The organism is Thalassovita mangrovi, assembly GCF_009857745.1.
Taxonomy (GTDB): Bacteria; Pseudomonadota; Alphaproteobacteria; order Rhodobacterales; family Rhodobacteraceae; genus Thalassobius; species Thalassobius mangrovi.
The window spans coordinates 37,441-58,514 of the sequence record NZ_WWEN01000007.1; the positions used below are offsets into that span (position 1 = coordinate 37,441).

Genomic DNA, 21,074 nt, shown 5'->3' on the forward strand with positions numbered 1-21,074 from the left:
TTTTCGTTTGTCCGAAAGGACCGGCGCTCAGCGGCGGCGGTCGCGGCGCGACGACATCGGCTGGAACGCCACGCCGACATGCGCTTCGCAATAGGGTTTGCCCGGCTGCACCGGCAGGCCGCAGAACCAGAAATCGTCGGTCGCGGGATCGCCCACCGGCCATTTGCAGGTGCGCTCGGTCAGTTCCAGCAGGGTCAGCTTCTTCGCCTTCTTCTCGACCTCGTTCACCTTGGCCAAGGCCTCGGGGCTGATTTCATTGGCCGAGGGCTGCGGCGGCAGCGGCTGACCGGCGGGAATGATCGCCTTGCGCGCGGGCGTCGGCGCCGGGCGCGCGGCAGCGGCCGGGGCGGCGGCGGGTTCGACCGCGGGCTTGGCGGGTTTCGCCTTGGCTTCGGCCTTGGGCTTGGCGGCGGGTTTCGCCTTGGCCTCGGTCTTGGCCGCATCCGGCGCCGCAGCGCCGCTGGACCGGTTCGACAGGCCCAGACGATGCACCTTGCCGATCACCGCGTTGCGGGTCACCCCGCCCAGCTCCTTGGCGATCTGGCTGGCCGATTGCCCTTCGCCCCACATTTTCTTCAACAGTTCGACGCGTTCGTCGGTCCAGGACATGCCGGTTTCCTTAGCTAAAAAGCGGCCCCCCAAACGCGGACCGCCCTCAAAATTCGAGATCAGCCCCTATTCTAATCATCAACGCCTGAGTTACAAGGCATCGAATCAGATCTGACACGGCACCGCCGGGGGGAATTCGGGCATGGAAATGGGCACACGGCGTTTCGGGCGCGTCAACTGGCTGGGTCTCTACACGCTGTCGGGCCGCGAAATTCAGCGCTTCCTGGCGGTCTGGACCCAGACGTTGCTGGCGCCGCTGATGACGGCGGCTCTGTTCCTGATGATCTTCTCGATCGCCATCGGCAAGGCCCGGGGCGAGGTGATGGGCGTGCCCTTCGCCACCTTCATCGCGCCGGGCATCCTGACCATGACGGTGATCCAGAACGCCTTCGCCAACACCTCGTCGTCGCTGGTGATTTCCAAGGTGCAGGGCAATATCGTCGACACGCTGATGCCGCCGCTGTCGCCGCTGGAACTGGTGCTCGGCTACCTGTCGGGGGGCGTGGCGCGCGGCGTGCTGGTGGCCATCGCGATCAGCATCGGGTTGGTCCTGTTCCTCGGCATCGTGCCGCAGCACCCGGCCTGGGCACTGACCTTCGTGGTGCTGGGATCGGCGCTGATGGGGGCCATCGGCATGGCGGCGGGCATCTATGCCAACAAGTTCGATCAGATGGCGGCGATCACCAATTTCATCGTCACGCCCTTGGCCTTCCTGTCGGGCACCTTCTATTCGGTCAGCGCCCTGCCGCCGGTGATCCGCGAACTGACCCATTTCAACCCGGTCTTCTACCTGATCGACGGGGTGCGTTTCGGCGTGCTGGGCGTGTCGGACAGCTCGCCCTGGCTGGCGCTGTCGGTGTCCATCTGCACCACCCTGGCGGTCAGCGCCCTGGCCTGGAACATGTTCCGCACCGGATACCGGCTGAAGAACTGATCTCCGCGCCCGACGCCCCCTAGTGGCGTTTTCGACACAACCATACCCGCCCCGCGCGTTTTTCACTTTCCTCGCGCGGCGCAAGCGGCTATTGCCACAAACATGTTCAAACGTGCCCATATCGCCGAGATTCGACGCCGACGCAGCCGCGCCTGACGTCCCGCACGCTTTTGAACCGCCGCAATCGCGGCGACCCACCCCAAAATTGTTGACACCCGGTCCCCGTGATGCAACCTCGGGGCCTCCTATGGAACAAGGATGATACCATGATCCCGTCTGTCCTGCCGACCTATTCCCGCGCGCCGCTTTCCTTCGTGAAGGGCGAAGGCTCCTGGCTGATCGAGGCGGATGGCCGACGTTTTCTCGACCTCGGCGCCGGGATCGCGGTGAACGCCCTGGGGCACGCCCATCCCGCGCTGGTGCAGGCGCTGACCGAACAGGCGGGCAAGCTGTGGCACGTGTCGAACCTCTACAACATCCCGCAGCAGCAGGCCCTGGCCGACAAGCTGGTCGACGCCACCTTCGCCGACACCGTCTTCTTCACCAATTCGGGCACCGAGGCCTGCGAATTGGCGGTCAAGATGGCGCGCAAATACTGGTACGACAAAGGCCAGCCGGACAAGACCGACATCATCACCTTCGAGGGCTCGTTCCACGGCCGTTCCTCGGCCGGGATCGCCGCCGCCGGATCGGAAAAGATGATCAAGGGCTTCGGCCCGATCCTGCCCGGCTTCGTCCACCTGCCCTGGAACGACCGCGACGCGCTCGAGGCCGCGATCACCGACACGGTGGGCGCGATCCTGATCGAACCGGTGCAGGGCGAAGGCGGCATCCGCCCGCTGCCCGATGCCGACCTGAAGGCGATCCGCGCACTCTGCGACGCCAACGACATCCTGCTGATCCTCGACGAGGTGCAATGCGGCATGGGCCGGACCGGCAAGCTGTTCGCCCATGAATGGGCCGGCATCACGCCGGACATCATGATGGTCGCCAAGGGCATCGGCGGCGGCTTCCCGCTCGGCGCCGTGCTGGCCACCGAGGACGCCGCCAGCGGCATGACCGCGGGCACCCACGGGTCGACCTATGGCGGCAACCCGCTGGCCTGCGCCGTGGGGGCCGCGGTGATGGATATCGTCTCCGACGCCGATTTCCTCGATTCCGTGCGCGCCCGCGCCGGGTTGTTCCGGCAGAAGCTCGAAGGGCTGGTCGCCGCGCATCCGTCCGTCTTCGAATGCGTGCGCGGATCTGGGCTGATGCTGGGGCTGAAATGCAAGGTCACCAACATGGACGTGGTCAATGCCGGTTACGACAACCTGGTGATCACCGTTCCGGCCGCCGATAACGTGATCCGCCTGCTGCCGCCGCTCAACCTTAGCGACGAAGAAATCGACGAGGCGCTCGCCCGTCTCGACAAGGCGGCGCAAAGCTTGGCCTGATCTTCTTCTGTTCAAAAATATCCCGGGGGAGTCGTTGAAAATCTCCGATTTTCAACGGCGGGGGCAGCGCCCCCTCCCCCACTCCGACGAAAGACAAAACGATGACCCATTTTCTCGATATCAACACCACCAGCCCCGAAGACCTGCGGTCGATGATCGACAGCGCCAAGGCGATGAAAACCGCCCGCAACGGCCGCCCGAAAGGCGCCCCCGACGATGAACAGCCGCTCGATGGCCGGATGGTCGCCTTGATCTTCGAAAAACCCTCGACCCGGACCCGGGTCAGCTTCGACGTGGGCGTGCGCCAGATGGGCGGCCAGACCATGGTGCTGTCGGGCGCCGACATGCAGCTGGGGCACGGTGAAACCATCGCCGATACCGCGCGGGTGCTGTCGCGCTATGTCGACCTGATCATGATCCGCACCTTCGAGGAACAGACCCTGCAGGAAATGGCCGAATACGCCTCCGTGCCGGTGATCAACGGTCTGACCGACCGCACCCATCCGTGCCAGATCATGGCCGATATCCAGACCTTCGAGGAACATCGCGGGCCGATCGCGGGCAAGAAGGTGGTGTGGTGCGGCGACGGCAACAACGTCTTCGCCTCCTTCGCCCATGCCGCAGGCCAGTTCGGCTTCGACCTGACCTTCTCGGGCCCGCCGCCGCTCGATCCCGAAATGGTGTTCGTCGAGGAAGCCCGCGCCAAGGGATCGAAGGTCGATATCGTGCGCGATCCCGTCGCCGCCGTAAAAGGCGCCGATCTGGTGGTGACCGATACCTGGGTCAGCATGCACGATCCGCAATCGGCCCGCGAACGTCGCCACAACCAGCTGCGGCCCTATCAGGTCAACGAAGAGCTGATGAGCCACGCCAAGCCCGACGCCTTGTTCATGCACTGCCTGCCCGCGCATCGCGACGACGAAGCGACCAGCGCGGTGATGGACGGGCCACATTCGGTGATCTTCGACGAGGCGGAAAACCGGCTGCACGCGCAAAAGGCCGTCATGCGCTGGTGCCTCGGGGTCTGAGGGACGAAACGCGAAGCCGGGCCAGCGCCAGTCCGCGGGATGGCGCTGCGCACCGCTTGAGCATGGCAGTTTATGCCTGCCACAACCGCTTGCCCCATCGGCGTCAGAGCCAACCTCACCAAAGCGCCAGCCCGTCCGGGCGGACTGGCGCTGGCCCGGCGGCCTTCGGCCTCGTTCCGGGCCGGGCCTAGTCATCGGCAAGCATTCTCAAGTGCAATAGAGGGCAGCGCAAGCGCCGCTGTTTCGGGCTGGGAGCCACAACTCCAGCGCAGCCTCACCGGCGGAAAGCCGCCTTGCCCGACACGCGCCCCTGTCCTGCCATCCCGCCGCGCTGTACCCTCCCGTCTGACCGCAGGAGAATCCGCCATGACGATCTATTCGCGCCGCGCCGCTTTGTTGCTTCTTTCCGCCACCGCGCTGACCGCCTGCGGCGGCCATCCGCGCGAAACCCGCTCGACGCAGAACTCCGCCCCGCGGCTCTATCCTAATGAGACCCCCGAATTGCGCGGCCTGATCAATAAATACGCCGATCATTACGAGGTGCCGCGTAGCCTGGTGCACAAGGTGGTCCAGCGCGAAAGCATGTATCGCCCCGGCGCCCGCAACGGCCCCTATTACGGGCTGATGCAGATCCTGCCGCAGACCGCGCGCGGCATGGGGTTCCGCGGCACCCCCAGCGACCTGCTGGACGCCGAAACCAACCTGAAATACGCGGTCAAATACCTGCGCGGCGCCTGGATGGTGTCGGATGGCAGCGAAGACCGGGCGGTCATGTGGTACGCCAAGGGATATTATTACGAGGCCAAGCGGCGCGGCTTGCTGTATGAGACCGGGCTGCGCAGCTGATCACTTGTTCAGCAGGTTGAAGATCCCCTTCACCGCCTCGTCCTCGAGCTTCTTCTTTACCGCGTCCTCAAGGCTTTCGCCCTCCTGGGTCTCGACGCCCAGCTTTTCCTTCAGCTTGGTTTCGGCCTTGTCCTTCAGCGCCTTCTTTTCGTCCTGCAGGTTCAGGTCGATCGCCTTTTCCAGATCGGGCCAGATTTTCGGCCCCGACCACGGCCCCCTGATCCGCACCGGGATGACCACTCCGCCTTCGCTGTCGGCGCTGGCCGCCTTGGGGGTGAACAGGTAATCGATATCCTGCGCGCCCAGACCCACGCGGCCCTCGCCCGTGGCCGAAATCACCGGCAGTTTCAGCACCAGGTCCTTGTTGTAAAGGTTGCCCTTGTCCATCGTGAAACTGGCCGAAAGCTGATCGAACACGGTGGTGCCGCCGGTGGCCAGCCCCTTGCGCATCAGACTGTCCAGATCGATCCCCTTGATCGTGCCCCGCCCCATCGCGATGCCACCCTTGCCCGACAGCGAATTCATGATCGCATGAACCGAGCTGCCGGCACCGAGGAAGTTGACATTGGCATCGGCCTGACCGGTAAAACGGTCGATCCCGGCCAGGTCGTCCAGCAATTGCTGCATCTCCACGCCGCTGGCCTTCAGGTTGCCGCCGACGCTCAGCCCCTTGCGGTTATTGACCGCCAGCGTCCCCGACAGCGCGCCGGAATAGCCCGCCATCCGGTTCAGCGCCAGTTCGGCCCGCGACCGGTCCACGGTGATGCCCAGCCCGGTTTCACCGAAGCTGAGGCCCGCGACGCGCAGCCCCGCCAGCCCAAGCGTGGCCTGCCCGTTGAACGCGCCCAGCGCGCTGGCGTCGATCGGCGCTTTCGACCAGCCCGACGCGCCGCCCGATCCCCCCGACCCGCCAAGACCGGACAGGTCCAGAACCCCGGCCGACAGTTTCGCCGTCACGTTGGGCACGGCAGCGGCCAGATCGACATCCACCTCGCCCGCAAACCCGTTCTGGTCCAGCGTCAGGGCCAGGTCGCGCAGGCTCAGCCGTTGTTCAGCGGTCAGCGTCAAATCGGCCTGCGCCTTCGCCCGCCGGCCCAGCCCCTGCGGCAACTCCACCCCGGCAACGCCCAGCGAGGCCAGGAAGGCCCCGGTATCGGACAGATCCGCCGCCACCCGGCCCTGCGCCTGCGCCGGCAACCCGGCGCGCCCGTCGAAATCGACCGTGCCGCCCTTGGCGCTCGCCTTGAGCGTGACCCCGGTCACCTCGCCCTCGATCAGCGCCGCCAGGTCGGCAATCGTCCCGCTCACCGACAGCGCCCCCGCCCCTTCGGGCCGGGCCGAGGCCTCAAGGCTCGCCGCGCCGTGGTATTCCGGCCAGCGCAGGTCGAGCGCGATATCATTCACCCGGGTTTCCTGCCCCGTGCCGTGATCGACATAGCGCAGCACGCCGCCGGAAATCAGCGCCCGGTCGAGCGACAGCGCCAGCGCGTTGCTGCTGCCCGAGGGCTGGCCCGAAGGCGCCACGCCCTCGACCCCCAGCTGCCAGTTCACCCGCCCGTCGGCGGCTTTTTCCAGTAGGATTTCGGGATTGACCGCTTCCAGCCCGATGATCTTCACTTCGCCGCCGATCAGCGCCATCGGATCGACGCCCACCTTCAGGCTGTCCGCCTTGATCAGCGGGCCTGCCTTGGACCAATCGGCATTGGCGATCTCAAGCGCCCCGGTGGAAATCCCCAAGACGGGGTAGAAGCTGGCCTTGCTGTCGCCCTTCAGCACCACCTCGCGCCCGGTCTGCGCCCGGATCTGATCCGCCGCCACCTGCGCGATCCTATCGCCGGGCAGGAAAATCACCCCGATCAGCGCCACGCCGATCAGGACAAAGACGAAACCGATCAAACGGAAAACCCAACGCATCGCAGCCCCCTTGCGAAAATGTTTCGTGAATCAGGTTAGAACAGCGCGCAGGCGGCAACAACGGGAATGCTGCGACTGCGCGACCGGTTGCCGCAAATCCCTTTGCATGGGCCCCATCGACCCCCTATATGCGCGTCATGACCAGCAATCCGCCAGAACTCCGCCCCGACCTCGCCCCGCGCGCCCGCATCAGCGACACGCCCCGCCACGGCCAGCCGACCATCGGCATGGTGTCGCTGGGCTGTCCCAAGGCATTGGTCGACAGCGAACGCATCCTGACCAGGCTGCGCGCCGAAGGCTATGGCATCAGCGCCGATTACGCCGGTGCCGACGCGGTGATCGTGAACACCTGCGGGTTCCTGGATTCCGCCAAGGCCGAAAGCCTGGAAGCGATCGGCGAGGCGCTGAACGAAAACGGCAAGGTGATCGTCACCGGCTGTCTGGGCGCGGAGCCGGAATACATCACCGGCGTGCATCCCAAGGTTCTGGCCGTCACCGGCCCGCATCAATACGAACAAGTGCTCGACGCGGTGCATGGCGCGGTGCCGCCCGATCCCGACCCGTTCGTCGATCTGCTGCCCGCCAGCGGCGTCAAGCTGACCCCGCGCCATTACAGCTATCTGAAGATTTCCGAGGGCTGCAATCACAAGTGCAAATTCTGCATCATCCCCGACATGCGCGGCAAGCTGGCCAGCCGCCCGGCCTTCGCGGTGGTGCGCGAGGCGGAAAAGCTGGTGGAAAGCGGCGTCAAGGAACTGCTGGTGATTTCGCAGGACACCTCGGCCTATGGGTTGGACCGGCAGCACGGGTCGGAACGCGGGCACCGGTCGCATATCGTCGATCTGGCGCGTGACCTGGGATCGCTTGGCGCCTGGGTGCGGCTGCATTACGTCTATCCCTACCCGTTCGTGCGCGAGTTGATCCCGCTGATGGCGGACGGGCTGGTGCTGCCTTATCTCGACATCCCGTTCCAGCACGCCCACCCGGCGACGCTGAAACGGATGGCGCGCCCGGCGGCGGCGGAACGCACGCTGGACCGGATCGCCGAATGGCGTTCGATCTGTCCCGAGATCACCCTGCGGTCCACCTTCATCGTGGGTTACCCGGGTGAGACGGAAGAGGAATTCCAGACCCTGCTGGACTGGATGGACGAGGCGCAGCTCGATCGCGTCGGCTGCTTCCAATACGAAAACGTCGAGGGGGCGCGGTCGAACGCGCTTGAGGATCACGTGCCCGACGAGGTCAAGCAGGAGCGTTGGGAACGCTTCATGGCCAAGGCGCAGGAGATTTCCGAGGCCAAGCTGGAAGCCAAGGTGGGCCAGGTGATGGACGTGATCATCGACGAGATCGACGCGGAGGGCGCCACCTGCCGCACCAAGGCCGACGCGCCGGAAATCGACGGCAACCTGTTCATCGACGAAGGGTTCGAGAACCTGTCGGTCGGCGATATCGTGACGGTCGAGGTGGACGAGGCCGGGGAATACGATTTGTGGGGCCGGTTGAAGGGTTGATTTTCACACCCTGAGAAACCTGGACTTCAAGCCTCACGCCAAAATCAGATCACCCGCCCGGCTGCAGGCCGAGCAGCACCCGACCGCCCCCATGGGCGGGGGCTGCCCTTCGTTTTGATATTCCAGCTATCACCCTGATAGCTCAGCCCCTCACCAGATCAGCACCGCCAGCCATGCCACCCCGGCGGCGGTCGCCGCCACGGCGACGCCTGCCGATCCGGCATCCTTGGCGCGCCGCGCCAGGTCGCGTTCCTCGGTCGAAATGTCATCCACCGCGTTTTCGATCGCGGTGTTGAACAGCTCCGCCGCCATAACCAGAATGCCAAGCGCCAGGATCAGCGCCCGTTCCGCCCCGGTCAGCGGCAGGATGAAGGCCAGCGCGGCCGAGACCAGATTGGCCCAGACCCAGCTGCGGAACGAATATTCGTTGCGCCAGGTGTCGCGGCAACCGGCCCAGCTCCAGATGATCCTGAGCCGCAAGCGTTTGAAGAAATACAGCATTCACCCCTCCGGCCTGCGATGATGGACCGGCGGCGCGGATCGATCAAGCGCTATCCGCGGATCGCCCCCGGCGTTGCTGCCTGAGACCGTTCAGCCGGGTGGCATTGACGCACCTGTCCGGGATCGCCTCGGCACCGGCGCCGTTTTCGGCCAGCCAGCCCTCGCATTGCGACACGAAGGGGCATTGGCGGCAGCGGGTCACCATTTCGGAATATTCCTGCGGCGTCAGCCGGCCTTCGCTCATCGCGTCGGTCAGGCTCAGCCCGATGCTGCGCGCCACCGAGCGCGTCAGCCAGAAATGCAGAACTGGATCGCCAAGCGGCGTCACTATACCCATGTCAGCCTCCTTTGGCCGCGGATTGCCTGATCTCCAGATAGGCACCGCAATTGGGGCACCCGGCGGGCGCGTCACCGGCGCTTTCGGTCCTGGCCAGCCAGCGTTCGCAGCCCTCGGTCCAATCGCAGCCGCGGCAGGCCTCGATAATCTCGGCCCATTGGTCCTGGCTCAGATCACCCGCATCATAGGCGCCCACCAGATCGGTCCCGGTGGTCTTGGCCATGCGTTGGGCCAGCCAGTAATGTTGCGTGCGATCGCCGAGCCGTTTCATTGTATCAAACCTCCCTTTGACGCTTAAAACACTAGTCAGAATCGGCGGGAGCGTCCTTGATACGGATCAATACATGGGCAGCGCCGAGGCAGGCGGCGCCGGTCACAGCGCGTCGAGATAGGCCTTCACGCAGGTCTGCACATGGCGAAACCGGTCGCCGCCCAGATGCTTGCCGCCATACCAGCGGGTGACCACGACGATATGATCGGTGACGCCGTCGCGTTCCAGCATCCGCAGGATCACGTTGCCGGCGCCGCTTTCGCCATCATCGCCCTTGCGCTGCGTGCCGTCCGATTGCAACACCGCCCAGCTGTTATGGGTGGCCTTGGCGTATTTCTTATGCCGCTTGAGCTCTTTCAGGAAGGCGGCGATATCGTCGGGGCCTTTGACCGGCCCGCCCGACACGGCATAGCGCGACCCGCGGTCGCTGACGACGTTTTCCAACTGCAGCATGTTACTGAAAATCCGCCACGAACTCGGAGGCGAGGTAATTCTTCGCCGTGCGTCTGACCGCCTCGACCCGGGCGGAATTCGGCGGATGGGTGCCCAGCATCTTGTCGCCAGGATTGGGAAGGCGGTTGAAAAACCGCGCCCCGATCATCGGATTATATCCCGCCCGCAGCGTGATGATCGTGCCCAGCTCATCCGCCTCGAGCTCGAATTCCTTGGAATATTGCAACGCGCCCAGGGTCGCGCCGAGTTCGCGCGCCTCGCGGATCTCCTTCGTGCTGGCGCCATTGGCCGAGGCCAATTCGGCCAATACCGCCGCCCCCTGGCGGGCATTGATTTCCTGCATCGCCAGATGCCCGGCGATGTGATGCGCCGCTTCGTGGCACATGACGAAGGCCAGTTCGTCGGAATTGCGCACCATGTTGATCAGGCCGAAGTTGAACATCAGAATGGGACGGCCGCCGCGGGTCAGGAACTGATGCGCATTGGCCTCGCCGCCATCCTTGTTGTCGACCACGATCTTGAAGTCGCAATTGATGCCGGGCGCCAGTTCGCGGCATTGCGCCTCGGCCACCGGTTCGACCGCCTGCGCCACCTCGACGAACATCCGCGCCGCCTGCGCCGACGGTTTCACCGGCGCCTTTTCCGCCGCGGCCTCCGGTGCCGGCCGTTCCGCCCCTGCCGGGACCTCCATGCAGCCCGCAAGCCCGAAGGCAACGGCAAGGATGAGGAATAGACGCATCGGGTTTCCTTCTGTCTGCCCGACCGTTTTAGCATGCCGCGGACGGTTGACCAGCCCGGCGCGGCCAGATCGCGCTTGCCTGGGCCACGCGATCGCGTATCCTTTGCCCATGTTTACCATCGAACACGATTTCGACGCCACGGTCGTCACCCTGATCGACGAGGGCAATACGCCCCTGCAGGAGGACGTCACCATCAACGCCTTTGAGGATTGCGTGACGCTCGAACAATATGACGCCCGGCTCGACACGGTGCAGAAGATCACCTTCTCGCTGTCGCAGCTGGAAGAACTGGCCGCGGCGCTGGACCTGCCGGAAGGGGTGTACAAGCTGCGCCCGACCGACAAGGAATAATTCCTTCCGGCAAGCACCGGCCCCGGCCTATTCGACCCGGAACACCTTGTCGCGCGACGTCTGCCCGCGCACCAGAACCAGCCGCGACTTGGCGATCCCCATCGCCTTGGCCAGCAGCTTCTGAACCGCTGCCGTGGCCTTGCCGTCCTCGGGGACGGTGGTGACATAGACGCGAATCTGCCCCTCTTCGGTCACGATCTTGTTGCGCGACGCTTTCGGCGTCACCCGCACCGCGATTTCGCTGCCCTCCACCGCCAGGTGGCTGAGATCGTCCTTCGCCATTGCGTCTTTCCTTCCGTTCCGGGGCGACCATAGCGGGTTTGGACGGCATGGACATCCCCGTTCTCGGCCCCGATAGTGACCGCAACGAACAAACAGGGGATGACGATGCGCACTGGCTTTTATTGGGATGAACGCTGTTTCTGGCATGCCGGCGGCGATTACGCTGTGACCTTTCCGCTGGGCGGGCATGTGCAGCCGCTGGCGGCCGGCGGGCTGGCCGAAAATCCCGAAACCAAGCGGCGGCTGAAAAACCTGATGGACGTGACCGGCCTGTCGAATGATCTTTCGATGCGCCACGCCCCCGCCGCCGAGTGGGAAGACCTGGCGCGGGTGCATCCCGAAAGCTTCCTGCGCGAATTCAAAGAGGTGTCCGATCAGGGCGGCGGCGAGCTGGGCTTGCGCACCCCGTTCCTGCGCGGCGGGTTCGAAACCGCCGCGCTGTCGGCGGGGCTGGCCAAGGCGGCGCTGTTCGACGTGTTGCGCGGCGATCTGGACCGGGCCTATGCGCTGTCGCGCCCGCCGGGGCATCACTGCCTGCCGGACTGGCCGAACGGGTTCTGCCTGCTGAACAATATCGGTATCGCGATCGAGGCGGCCAAGGCCGCCGGGCTGGCGCAGCGTTTTGCGGTGGTCGACTGGGACGTGCATCACGGCAACGGCACCGAGGCGGTGTTCCTCGACCGTGACGACGTGCTGACGATTTCCATCCACCAGGAACACAATTACCCGCTCGATACCGGCGATATCGATCAGCGCGGCACCGGCAAGGGCGAAGGGTTCAACATGAACATCCCGCTGCCGCCGGGCGTCGGCCATGTCGGTTACCTGGAAACGATGGAACGGATCGTGCTGCCCGCGCTGGCGCGCTTCAAACCCGACGTGATCATCGTCGCCTGCGGTTTCGACGCCAGCATCTACGACGAACTGGGGCGGATGCTGTGCACCCCCGAAACCTACCGCGACATGACCCGGCAGGTGATGCAGGCCGCCGACGATCTGTGCGGCGGCAAGCTGGTGATGGTGCACGAGGGCGGCTATTCCGAGGTCTATGTCCCGTTCTGCGGCCACGCCACGCTGGAACAGCTGTCGGGCAGCGCCATCCGCGCGGTTGACCCGATGGCCGAAACCGTCAAGACGCGGCAACCCAACGCGCGTTTCGATGCGTTCATCAGCGGGTTGATCGGCGACATGGCGGCGGAATTCGGGCTGTAAGTCCCCGGGCCGGGAACCAGATGTGATCCGGCCCGCTAATCCCGTGCGTCGGCGACGGTCCTGCCCTGCTGCGGATCGTAGAGCCCGCCGCCCAGATGATCATGGCCCCAGGCCATGATCTGCAGCAGCACCGGTTCCAGGCTGCGGCCTTCCTCGGTCAGGTGGTATTGGTAACGCACCGGCCGGTCCTGATAGGCCTCGCGCCGCACCAGCCCCCAATCCATCAGCCGTTTCAGCCGCTGCGACAGCAGGTTGGCGGGCATGCGTTCGGCGCTGCCCTGCAGCTGCTGGAACGTATGCTTGCCGTGCCACATCAGGTCGCGCACCACCAGCAAGGTCCATTTGTCGCCCAGCAGTTCCAGCGTGCGGGCGATCGAGCAGGCGGATCGAAAATCGTGTTGCGGCTGTGACATGAGGGCTCCGTCGCGGGCGGTTTGCACCAATCTATACGAGTGACTTTAAAAATGGAAGCTTGACCGGAATAGTGACTTTAAATATGCAAGTCACTATCCGCCACCCACCCGAAAGGCCCCGCCATGACCGCCATCGGCAACACCCCCCTGATCAAGCTGCGCCACCTGACCGGCCCGGATTGCGCCGATGTCTATGTCAAATGGGAAGGCGCCAATCCCACCGGCAGCATGAAGGACCGGATGGCGCTGTCGATGATCGAAGCCGCCGAGAGGCGCGGCGATCTGAAACCGGGCGGCCGGGTGGTGGAATATACCGGCGGCAGCACCGGTTCGTCGCTGGCGATGGTCTGCGCGATGCGCGGCTACCCGGCGCATTTCGTGTCGTCGAACGGGTTTTCCGAGGAAAAGTTGCAAACCATGCGCGCCTATGGCGCCGAGGTGGAAATTATCCATGCCGAGGGCGGCGTGCTGACCGCCGGGGTGATCGACCGGATGATCGCGCGAGCAAAGGAACTGGCGGGCGATCCCGGCACCTTCTGGCCCGATCAGGTCAACAACATGGACAACAAGCGCGGCTATCATGGCATGGGCTGCGAAATCCTGACCCAGATCGACGGGCCGGTCGACGAATTCGTCATGGCGGTGGGCGGCGGCGGCTGCATTTCGGGCAATGCCGAGATGCTGAAGGCGCATGATCCGACCACAAGGGTGATCGGTGTCGAACCCTATCACGTGCGCAATATCTCGGGCGGCGATACCGGCGGCACGCACAAGCTGGAAGGCATCGGGCTGTCCTTCGTGCCGACCATCCTGCGGCGCGATCTGATCGACGATGTGATCGCGGTGAAGGACGAAGATGCCTTTGCCGCCGCCCGCGCGCTGGCCCGGCAGGAAGGCATCCTGGGCGGCGTCACATCGGGCGCCAATGTCTGGGCGGCGCTAGAGCGCGCGCGGCAGCTGGGACCGGGCAAGCGGATCGTCACGGTGATCGTCGACAGCGGGCTGCGCTATCTCAGCGGCGGCCTTCACCGATAAAGCCCACAGCGCCAAATTGTTTCCCCGCATGGCTTGACCCATCCTCGCGCAGCGCCGACATAAGGCACGGACCCCAAACGCGAAGCGAAGCCATGCCAGACCACAATCCCGAAGTTCTCGAATTCCTGCTGACCCGCCGGTCTCGCCCGGCCAAGACGCTGACCGCGCCGGTGCCGACGCGCGAGGAACTGACGCCGATCCTGACCGCTGCCGCGCGCACGCCCGATCACGGCAAGCTGGAACCCTGGCGCTTCATCGTGCTGGAAAAACCCGCGCTGACCCGGCTGGCGGGCATCGCGCAGACCCGGGGCGAGGCCCTGGGCCTGGAAGAGGACCGGATCGCCAAAGGCGTGAACCAGTTCGCCAACGGCAACCTGGCCGTGGCGGTGATCGAAATCATCAAGCCCAACGATAAGGTCCCGGCGCTGGAACTGACCTATTCCGCCGGGGCCGCCTGCCTGGCGATGCTGAACGCGGCGCTGGTCACCGGCTGGGGCGCCAACTGGCTGTCGGGCTGGCCCAGCCACGACCGCGGCTTCATGATCGAGGCGCTGAGCCTGTCGGAAGACGAACGCATCGCCGGCTTCATCCATATCGGCACCGAAACCTCCGTGCCGCCCGAACGCCCCCGCCCCGATCTGGAGAAGATCACCCAATGGCTATCGGAATAATCTTTTCGTCCTTCTTCGCCGCGCTCGGCCAGATCGGCGACCGCCGGTTCCGCAAGGTGCTGATGCTGGGCGTGGGTCTGACCTTCGCGCTGCTGGTGGCGGTCTTCGCCGCCCTGCTGTGGATCCTGCAGGTCATGGTCGGCGACACGGCGGTGATCCCGCTGATCGGCGAAGTGACCTGGCTCGACGATCTGCTGAGCTGGTCGAGCTTTTTGGTGATGATGGTGCTGTCGGTGTTCCTGATGGTGCCTGTGGCCTCGGCGATCACCTCGATGTTCCTCGACGAAGTCGCGCAGGCGGTCGAGGACCGGCATTACCCGCAGCTGCCCGAACCGCATCATGTCGGTTTCTTCGAGGCGGTGAAGGATACCGTCAATTTCCTCGGCGTGATCGTGGCCGCCAACATCCTGGCGCTGCTGCTTTACGCGGTGCTGCCGGTGGGGATCATGATCATCTTCTGGGGGCTGAACGGCTATCTTCTGGGGATGGAATATTTCACCCTCGCCGCGATCCGCCGGGTCGGGCGGGCCGAGGCGGTGAAGCTGCGCAAGCGCCACCGGGGCACGATCTGGGCCGCGGGGGCGCTGATGGCAGTGCCGCTGTCAGTGCCGCTGGTGAACCTGCTGATCCCGATCCTGGGCGCCGCGACCTTCACCCATATCTATCACAAGCTCACAGCTCGGGCGTAGACATCCGGTGGAACCAGTCGATATCGCGCACGGTGATCAGCCCGCTGAGGATGATCCCCGCGATGACGCACCACAGCACGATGGCGATGGCCGTGGTGATCAGCGCCTTTTTCTTCAGGTTATGTTCATGCGGCGCGCCGGCCTGGGTGCCGGGCACGATTTCGCCCACGTCGCCCTGAGTTTTCAGGCGAATGGGCAGCACGATGAAAAAGGTCATGAACCAGATCACCGCGAACAGGACGATTGCAGAAGTCGGACCCATCAGACCTGCTCCAGCTCGACCAGGCAGCCGTTGAAATCCTTCGGGTGCAGGAACAGCACCGGCTTGCCATGGGCGCCGATCTTGGGTTCGCCGGTGCCCAGAACGCGGGCGCCGGTTTCCTTCAGGTGATCGCGCGCGGCGATGATGTCGTCGACCTCGTAGCAGACGTGGTGGATGCCGCCCGACGGGTTCTTTTCCAGGAACCCCTTGATCGGGCTGTCGTCGCCCAGCGGGTAGAGAAGTTCGATCTTGGTGTTGGGCAGTTCGATGAACACCACGGTGACGCCGTGATCGGGTTCGTCCTGCGGTTCCCCGACCTTGGCGCCAAGCGCGGTGCGGTATTGTTCCGACGCCGCTTCCAGGTCCGGAACGGCGATGGCGACATGGTTCAGGCGGCCAATCATTTCGGGGTCTCCTCTCGGTCAATGCTTGCAGCCCTTATGCGGGCTGCCGCGCCACGACGCAAGCGTCAGGCGGCCGCAGAGGGACCCGCCCGTTAACGCAGCCTTAGCCGACGCAGCGTCATTCTGATCCGCCTTTCCGCATGGAGGACAGCAGAATGGACGACCGCGATTTTTTCCAATCGGCCAGCTTTCCCAACCCGGCGCGGCCCTTGCTGGGCCTGACGCTTCTGGCGGTCGAGGACAGCCGCTACGCCAGCGACGCCTTGCGGCTGATGGCGCTGCGCAGCGGCGCGCGTCTGCGCCAGGTGGGCACCCTGGCCGAGGCGGATCGGCATCTGGGCCTCTACCGCCCCTCGGTCATCATCGTCGATCTGGGCCTGCCCGACGGCGACGGCACCCGGCTGATCGCGCGGCTGCACCGGGCCAGCCCGCGCATCGGCATCATCCTGGGCACCAGCGGGGATGAGGATGCGGGCGATGCGGTGATCAAGGCCGGGGCCGACGGGTTCCTGCCGAAACCGGTGGCGAGCCTGGCGAATTTCCAGGAACTGATCCTGTCGCAGCTGCCCGAGGCCTGCCGCCCGATGGGCCCGCGCATCGTCAACGATGACGTGATCCGCCCCGGCGCTCAAAGCTATCGCGAAGACCTGATCCATGTGGCCGAACTGCTGAACGGCGCACCCGAGGGCAAGGTGCTGGATTACATCGCCCAGTTCCTCACCGGCATCGCCCGCAGCGCCGGTGATCTGGCGCTGCAATCGGCGGGCGAGGCGCTGACCATCGCGCGGATGCAGCACCGCGCCTGCCGCGGCCCGGCGGCAAGGATCGCGGCGCTGGTGCAGGACCGGCTGAACGCCGCGCCGGGATCAGAGCGCCGGGTCTGACGCGACCCGGACCAGCGCGGTCAGGTCGCTCAGGCTTTCCACCTGCCGCCCGCCCGCGTCGAAATTGCCCGGCGACAGCCAGACGCGGAACGCCTCGGCCAGCGCGGGCCAGTCCTTGTCGGTGGCGGCGAACCAGGCGGTGTCGCGGTTGCGGCCCTTGACGATCATGTGCTGGCGGAACACGCCCTCGTAACTCAGCCCCAACCGCTGTGCGGCGCGGCGCGATCCCATGTTGTTGGCATCGCATTTCCATTCGAACCGGCGATAGCCGTTTTCGAACGCCCATTGCATCATCAGGAAAAACGCCTCGGTCGCGGCGCGGGTTTTCTGCAGCGACGGCGACAGGTTGATATGGCCCAGCTCGATCACCCCCATCGCCGGAACAATCCGCAAGAAGCTGGCGACGCCGCCGAACGCCCCCGCCTCGACATCCTTGATGGCATAGAACAGCGGATCGTCGCCCGCCTCCATCTCGCGCACCCAGCGGTGATAGGCCGCCGCGGAATGGAACGGGCCGTAGCCCATGTAATCCCACACCGCGTCATGGCCCTCGAAGGCGCCGAACAAAAGCGCCGCGTGGCGTTCCGCCGACAGCCGTTCCAGCCGGGCATAGCGCCCTTCCAGCACCGCCCCCGACGGCGCCGGGCAGGGTTTCCAATCCGGGACCGGGTCGCCCAGTCTGCGCTGTTCGGTCATGTCGCGTTCCTCTTTCCAATCGGGCCGACGCTAACGCGGGACCCGGGCGAAAGAAAAGGGGGAATGGCGGACCGGGCCTTATCGCAGCAGCTTAGGATCGGTACCGAGGTCGAGCCCCGGGAACACCGCCTGTTTCACCACCGCCCGGTCCAGCCCGAACAGACCGCGCATCGCCCAGCCAGCATAGGCGCGCACGTCGCCGGTCGGCATCAGGTCGCGGCGCTCATACAGATCGGCCTCGGACAACCCCGGCCAGGCGCCGTAGACCCGCCCGCCACGCACCGCGCCGCCCGCCATCAGCATCGCGCCGCCGGTGCCGTGATCGGTGCCCTTGGTGCCGTTTTCCTTTGCCGTCCGGCCGAATTCGGTCATCGCCAGAACGGCGGTCTTCTTCCAATGCGGTCCCAGTTCCGCCTTCAGCGTCAGGATCGCGGTCGAGAGCTGCTGCAGCGCCCGCGACAGGGCGCGTTCCTGCCCGTCATGGGTATCCCAGCCGCCGATGGAAAAGGACGCGATACGGGTATCGGCCCGCAGCCGCTTGGCAGTGAATTCCGCGATCAGCTCGATCCCCTTCGCCTGTCCCTTCGGCGCGGCAGCCATCCCGGCCATGCCCTGCATGTCGCCCGCCATCATCTCCGAAGCCATCATCGCCTGCTGTTCCATCGCCTGCATCGACCCCGACAGCATCTGCGCCTCGGCGAAGGCATCGCGGAAAAGCGGGTCGTCATGCATCACCAATTCGGCCAGCCGCGCGCCCTGCGGGCTGAGCTTCAGCGCCACGTCGGGCGACCAGTTCGCCACCGGTGCCGCGCCCGACAGCAGCAGCATGTTGTCATGCCCGATCGCATAGGCGGTTTCGGCCGACATCCCCGGCTGGGTCTGCAACAGCCGGTTCAGCCAGCCGTCGCGCCCCGCGGCGGGGCCCAGATTGGCGGTGCCCGCCTCCAGCAGGTCCTGCCCGTCGAAATGGCTGCGCTTGTCGCGATAGGGGGTGGATACCGCATGGGCAAAGCCCAGGTCATTCGCCTGCCACAGCGGGTAAAGCGGCGCCAGCGCCGGGTGCAGGGCGAAGAACCCGTCCAGGTCCAGCGCGCCATTTTGCGGGCCTGCCGACAGGGTGCGCCGCCACCCGGCCAGCGCCGGATCGCCATAGGGCTGCACCACGTCCAGCCCGTCCATCGCGCCGCGCAGGATGATCACCACCAGCCGGTTATCCCAGGGCGCCGAGGCCAGGCTGACCGGGGTCAGCAGAGGGCTGGCCGCCGCTGAGCAGCCCAGAATGGCCGTGCGGGTCAGGAAGGCGCGGCGGGAAAGCGTGCTGTCACTCATCTGTCGGCCCTCATTTGCGCTGGAAAGCGGGGGAGGCCAGGATCAGGGCGATCCCCTCGCGCTTGTTCTCGGACGCCTTGGCGGCGAAGCGGACGGGTTCGGGCGCGTCGCGGCCCAGGGCGTCGGTGACGAAGACGCGCGGATCGGGCAGCGGATCGCACATCCGGGCCGGCGCCGACAGCGCCCACTCCATCCGCGCGGTCAATCCCTGCGGCGTCATCCAGGCCGCGTCGTCCTCGGCCCAGCCATCGGGACCCAGCGGGTCCTGCCAGGGCTGGCCCATCAGCCGCAGCGGCTGCAGGAACAGCCGCTGCACCAGCTTTTCATGCTCGCGCCCGTCCTCGATCCCGGTGAAGAGTTGCGGATCGACCGCCAAGGCCCGCATCGCCGAGGCGACGAATTCGTCGGGCAGCTTGATGTTCGACAGCTCCGGCACCCAGGCCGCCGGGTGGGACAGCAGCGCCTCGTAAACCTGCGCCAGGTCGCCGCCGGTATCGCGATAGCGCTCGGTCAGAACCCGCACCAGATCGGGATCGGGCGTGTCGGAGGTGAAATGCACCGCCAGCTTACGCGCGATATGCCCCGCCGTGGCCGGATGCGCCGCCAGGTCTTCCAGCACCGCGCGGATATCGCCCAGCCCGGGCTGCCCGCCGCCATAGCGTTTGCCCAGCACTGTTTCGGCCCCCGGTTCGGCGAAATCCTTGCGGAACTTGGTACCCTGATTGGCGTCAAAGGTCAGCCCGGTCAGCAATTCCGCCAGCTGCCGCACATCCTCTTGCGAATAGGCTGCGCCGACGCCCAGCGTGTGCAGTTCCAGCAATTCCCGCGCGAGGTTTTCGTTCAGCCCGGCTTTGGCACCGCGCTTTTCCGCCTTGGGGCTGCCCGGCCCCATGGAATTTTCCTGATCAAGGTAATGCAGCATCAACGGGCTGGTGGTCACGGCATAAAGCAGATCGGCGAACCGCCCCGACAGGTGCGGCCGGATCGCGGCTTCGATATAGGGCGAGGTGCCGCGTTTCAGCAGCCCCGCCTTGCCCTGCGCGGTGAAGTGATCGGCCCAGAACGCGGCCAGCCGTTCGCGGAACCCGTCCCCGGTCCAGGCCCGGCGGATCAGCGACAGGGCCAGCCAGCGGCGGTGTTCCTCACGCGCGGCCTTCTTGACCAGTTGAATGTCCTTCTTCAGCGCCTTGGCCGCATCGGTGCCCCGCACCTGCCGCATGTCCTTGCGCAGGGTGATGGCTTCCAGCATCCGGGCGCGAAAGACCGGGAAGGGTTCGATCGGGAAACGTGCGGCGACCTCATCCGGCCCCTGCAGCCGCGCCAGCATGTCGGCGACGGAGACCGGCGCCGCAACGCGGGGCGACAGGCCGTAGCCGAAGCGTTTTTCCGCCAAGATGGGATCGAAACTCACCGGGCAATCCTTTTAACAACGTTGAATACGAACGTAGAGCACTGCCCCGAGTTTGGAAGCCTAACTTTTAGGCCAAGCCTTCCATCAGCAGCGTGCTGCCGGACACATGACCATAAGATGGTCTTCAGCAGATTTTTTCTTGAATTAACTCTTGCGAAAGAGATATGTTCTTAAAATGTTCCAGATGACAGCAAGTGCAAATCAAGACAATATGTTGGACATGACCCAGCCTGCCTCACAAGATTTACTCAAATTCCTCAATGGTGACAAATTCGGCTGCGTGATGGCGGACCCACCGTGGCGCTTCACCAATCGAACTGGGAAAGTCGCTCCTGAGCATAAGCGGCTTGCAAGATATCCGACCATGACCCTCGAAGACATCTGCGCGCTTCCGGTGGCTGAGCACCTGGAAGACACGGCACATTGCTACCTGTGGGTGCCCAATGCGCTGTTGCCAGAAGGGCTGCAGGTTCTTTCGGCTTGGGGCTTCGAATACAAGTCGAACATCATCTGGCACAAGATCCGCAAGGATGGCGGATCAGATGGTCGTGGCGTTGGGTTCTATTTCCGCAATGTGACCGAAATCCTTCTGTTCGGCACACGCGGAAAGAGTGCACGGACGCTGGCGCCAGGCCGCCGGCAGGTCAACATGATGCAGACCCGGAAGCGAGAACATTCGAGAAAGCCGGACGAACAGTACGAACTGATTGAAAGCTGTTCTTGGGGACCGTTCCTAGAACTCTTTGGCCGAGGCGTCCGAGATGGGTGGACCGTCTGGGGCAATCAAGCCGATGCTGATTATAAGCCCGGCTGGAAAACATACAGCTACAATTCATCTGTCGCAGCGGAGTAAAA

General features: G+C 65.1%; 26 protein-coding genes. 12 read left to right on the forward strand and 14 right to left on the reverse strand.

The annotated features are described in order from the left end of the window. Positions 1-27 precede the first annotated feature (27 nt). On the reverse strand, positions 28-609 hold the full coding sequence (locus GR167_RS15160) for a GcrA family cell cycle regulator (RefSeq protein ID WP_160974566.1): 582 nt from the start codon (positions 607-609) through the stop codon (positions 28-30). Between the two features lie 148 nt (positions 610-757). Between GR167_RS15160 and GR167_RS15165 the strand changes: the two genes are divergently transcribed. The 4 genes from GR167_RS15165 (at position 758) to GR167_RS15180 (ending at position 4,853) form a co-directional block, all read left to right on the forward strand. Continuing rightward, entirely contained in the window at positions 758-1,543 is a 786-nt protein-coding gene (locus tag GR167_RS15165; protein ID WP_160974728.1) for an ABC transporter permease, read from the forward strand. A gap of 266 nt (positions 1,544-1,809) precedes the next feature. Beyond that, positions 1,810-2,979 carry an aspartate aminotransferase family protein gene (locus GR167_RS15170; protein ID WP_160974567.1) on the forward strand — a complete coding sequence of 390 codons (1,170 nt, stop codon included), beginning with the start codon at positions 1,810-1,812 and terminating at the stop codon, positions 2,977-2,979. 101 nt (positions 2,980-3,080) lie between these two features. Next, positions 3,081-4,007, forward strand: a complete 927-nt coding sequence (gene argF, locus GR167_RS15175) for an ornithine carbamoyltransferase (protein ID WP_160974568.1) — start codon at positions 3,081-3,083, stop codon at positions 4,005-4,007. 366 nt (positions 4,008-4,373) lie between these two features. Next, positions 4,374-4,853 (forward strand): transglycosylase SLT domain-containing protein, encoded by a 480-nt coding sequence (locus GR167_RS15180; RefSeq protein WP_160974569.1) that lies wholly within the window; start codon positions 4,374-4,376, stop codon positions 4,851-4,853. Here GR167_RS15180 and GR167_RS15185 read toward each other — a convergent pair whose 3' ends face one another. Continuing rightward, entirely contained in the window at positions 4,854-6,767 is a 1,914-nt protein-coding gene (locus tag GR167_RS15185) for an AsmA family protein (RefSeq protein WP_160974570.1), read from the reverse strand. It lies immediately after the preceding gene. Positions 6,768-6,904: 137 nt separating this feature from the next. Here GR167_RS15185 and rimO point away from each other — a divergent pair, with 137 nt between their 5' ends. Next, the gene (gene rimO, locus GR167_RS15190) at positions 6,905-8,278 is read left to right on the forward strand and encodes a 30S ribosomal protein S12 methylthiotransferase RimO (protein WP_160974571.1); all 1,374 of its coding nucleotides are present in this window, start codon (positions 6,905-6,907) and stop codon (positions 8,276-8,278) included. 150 nt (positions 8,279-8,428) lie between these two features. Here rimO and GR167_RS15195 read toward each other — a convergent pair whose 3' ends face one another. The 5 genes from GR167_RS15195 to GR167_RS15215 form a co-directional block, all read right to left on the reverse strand. After that, positions 8,429-8,779 carry a diacylglycerol kinase gene (locus GR167_RS15195; protein ID WP_160974572.1) on the reverse strand — a complete coding sequence of 117 codons (351 nt, stop codon included), beginning with the start codon at positions 8,777-8,779 and terminating at the stop codon, positions 8,429-8,431. A 43-nt stretch (positions 8,780-8,822) separates the two neighbouring features. Then, positions 8,823-9,116 (reverse strand): DUF6455 family protein, encoded by a 294-nt coding sequence (locus GR167_RS15200; protein WP_160974573.1) that lies wholly within the window; start codon positions 9,114-9,116, stop codon positions 8,823-8,825. A gap of 1 nt (position 9,117) precedes the next feature. Beyond that, the gene (locus GR167_RS15205; RefSeq protein ID WP_160974574.1) at positions 9,118-9,387 is read right to left on the reverse strand and encodes a DUF6455 family protein; all 270 of its coding nucleotides are present in this window, start codon (positions 9,385-9,387) and stop codon (positions 9,118-9,120) included. A gap of 102 nt (positions 9,388-9,489) precedes the next feature. Then, positions 9,490-9,840 carry a YigZ family protein gene (locus GR167_RS15210; RefSeq protein WP_160974575.1) on the reverse strand — a complete coding sequence of 117 codons (351 nt, stop codon included), beginning with the start codon at positions 9,838-9,840 and terminating at the stop codon, positions 9,490-9,492. A 1-nt stretch (position 9,841) separates the two neighbouring features. Next, complete coding sequence (locus GR167_RS15215; RefSeq protein ID WP_160974576.1) at positions 9,842-10,579, reverse strand: M48 family metallopeptidase; 738 nt, start codon at positions 10,577-10,579, stop codon at positions 9,842-9,844. Positions 10,580-10,688: 109 nt separating this feature from the next. Between GR167_RS15215 and GR167_RS15220 the strand changes: the two genes are divergently transcribed. Further along, positions 10,689-10,931 (forward strand): DUF8831 family protein, encoded by a 243-nt coding sequence (locus tag GR167_RS15220; protein ID WP_160974577.1) that lies wholly within the window; start codon positions 10,689-10,691, stop codon positions 10,929-10,931. A gap of 27 nt (positions 10,932-10,958) precedes the next feature. On the opposite strand, the gene GR167_RS15225 is transcribed toward GR167_RS15220, so the two are convergent. After that, positions 10,959-11,213, reverse strand: a complete 255-nt coding sequence (locus tag GR167_RS15225) for a DUF167 domain-containing protein (RefSeq protein WP_160974578.1) — start codon at positions 11,211-11,213, stop codon at positions 10,959-10,961. A 105-nt stretch (positions 11,214-11,318) separates the two neighbouring features. Between GR167_RS15225 and GR167_RS15230 the strand changes: the two genes are divergently transcribed. Beyond that, positions 11,319-12,425: a histone deacetylase-like amidohydrolase gene (locus GR167_RS15230; protein ID WP_160974579.1), complete on the forward strand. Its 1,107-nt coding sequence runs from the start codon at positions 11,319-11,321 to the stop codon at positions 12,423-12,425. A gap of 35 nt (positions 12,426-12,460) precedes the next feature. Here the strand turns inward: GR167_RS15230 and GR167_RS15235 are convergent, their stop codons facing one another. Further along, positions 12,461-12,838, reverse strand: coding sequence for a winged helix-turn-helix transcriptional regulator (locus GR167_RS15235; protein WP_160974580.1), 378 nt, complete (start codon positions 12,836-12,838; stop codon positions 12,461-12,463). Positions 12,839-12,961: 123 nt separating this feature from the next. On the opposite strand from GR167_RS15235, the gene GR167_RS15240 reads away from it, so the two are divergent. The 3 genes from GR167_RS15240 to GR167_RS15250 all read left to right on the forward strand — a co-directional run bounded on the left by GR167_RS15240 (position 12,962) and on the right by GR167_RS15250 (position 15,233). Next, positions 12,962-13,873 (forward strand): PLP-dependent cysteine synthase family protein, encoded by a 912-nt coding sequence (locus GR167_RS15240; RefSeq protein ID WP_160974581.1) that lies wholly within the window; start codon positions 12,962-12,964, stop codon positions 13,871-13,873. A gap of 92 nt (positions 13,874-13,965) precedes the next feature. Further along, a complete protein-coding gene (locus tag GR167_RS15245; RefSeq protein WP_160974582.1) occupies positions 13,966-14,544 on the forward strand; it encodes a nitroreductase family protein in 579 nt (192 codons plus the stop codon). Next, positions 14,529-15,233: an EI24 domain-containing protein gene (locus GR167_RS15250; protein ID WP_212769997.1), complete on the forward strand. Its 705-nt coding sequence runs from the start codon at positions 14,529-14,531 to the stop codon at positions 15,231-15,233. The genes GR167_RS15245 and GR167_RS15250 overlap by 16 nt, the downstream gene beginning before the upstream one ends. Here the strand turns inward: GR167_RS15250 and GR167_RS15255 are convergent. Beyond that, positions 15,217-15,495, reverse strand: coding sequence for a DUF1467 family protein (locus GR167_RS15255; RefSeq protein WP_160974583.1), 279 nt, complete (start codon positions 15,493-15,495; stop codon positions 15,217-15,219). The genes GR167_RS15250 and GR167_RS15255 overlap by 17 nt on opposite strands. Continuing rightward, entirely contained in the window at positions 15,495-15,899 is a 405-nt protein-coding gene (gene mce, locus GR167_RS15260; RefSeq protein WP_160974584.1) for a methylmalonyl-CoA epimerase, read from the reverse strand. Before mce ends, GR167_RS15255 begins: the two co-directional genes overlap by 1 nt. 155 nt (positions 15,900-16,054) lie before the next feature. Here mce and GR167_RS15265 point away from each other — a divergent pair, with 155 nt between their 5' ends. Further along, a complete protein-coding gene (locus tag GR167_RS15265) occupies positions 16,055-16,783 on the forward strand; it encodes a response regulator (RefSeq protein ID WP_160974585.1) in 729 nt (242 codons plus the stop codon). On the opposite strand, the gene GR167_RS15270 is transcribed toward GR167_RS15265, so the two are convergent. The 3 genes from GR167_RS15270 to GR167_RS15280 all read right to left on the reverse strand — a co-directional run bounded on the left by GR167_RS15270 (position 16,766) and on the right by GR167_RS15280 (position 20,219). Next, the gene (locus GR167_RS15270; protein WP_160974586.1) at positions 16,766-17,479 is read right to left on the reverse strand and encodes a GNAT family N-acetyltransferase; all 714 of its coding nucleotides are present in this window, start codon (positions 17,477-17,479) and stop codon (positions 16,766-16,768) included. The genes GR167_RS15265 and GR167_RS15270 overlap by 18 nt on opposite strands. A 78-nt stretch (positions 17,480-17,557) precedes the next feature. After that, positions 17,558-18,808 (reverse strand): DUF1501 domain-containing protein, encoded by a 1,251-nt coding sequence (locus GR167_RS15275; protein WP_160974587.1) that lies wholly within the window; start codon positions 18,806-18,808, stop codon positions 17,558-17,560. A 10-nt stretch (positions 18,809-18,818) separates the two neighbouring features. After that, positions 18,819-20,219 carry a DUF1800 domain-containing protein gene (locus tag GR167_RS15280; protein ID WP_160974588.1) on the reverse strand — a complete coding sequence of 467 codons (1,401 nt, stop codon included), beginning with the start codon at positions 20,217-20,219 and terminating at the stop codon, positions 18,819-18,821. 220 nt (positions 20,220-20,439) lie between these two features. Between GR167_RS15280 and GR167_RS15285 the strand changes: the two genes are divergently transcribed. After that, positions 20,440-21,072 carry an MT-A70 family methyltransferase gene (locus tag GR167_RS15285; protein WP_160974730.1) on the forward strand — a complete coding sequence of 211 codons (633 nt, stop codon included), beginning with the start codon at positions 20,440-20,442 and terminating at the stop codon, positions 21,070-21,072. Positions 21,073-21,074 lie beyond the last annotated feature (2 nt).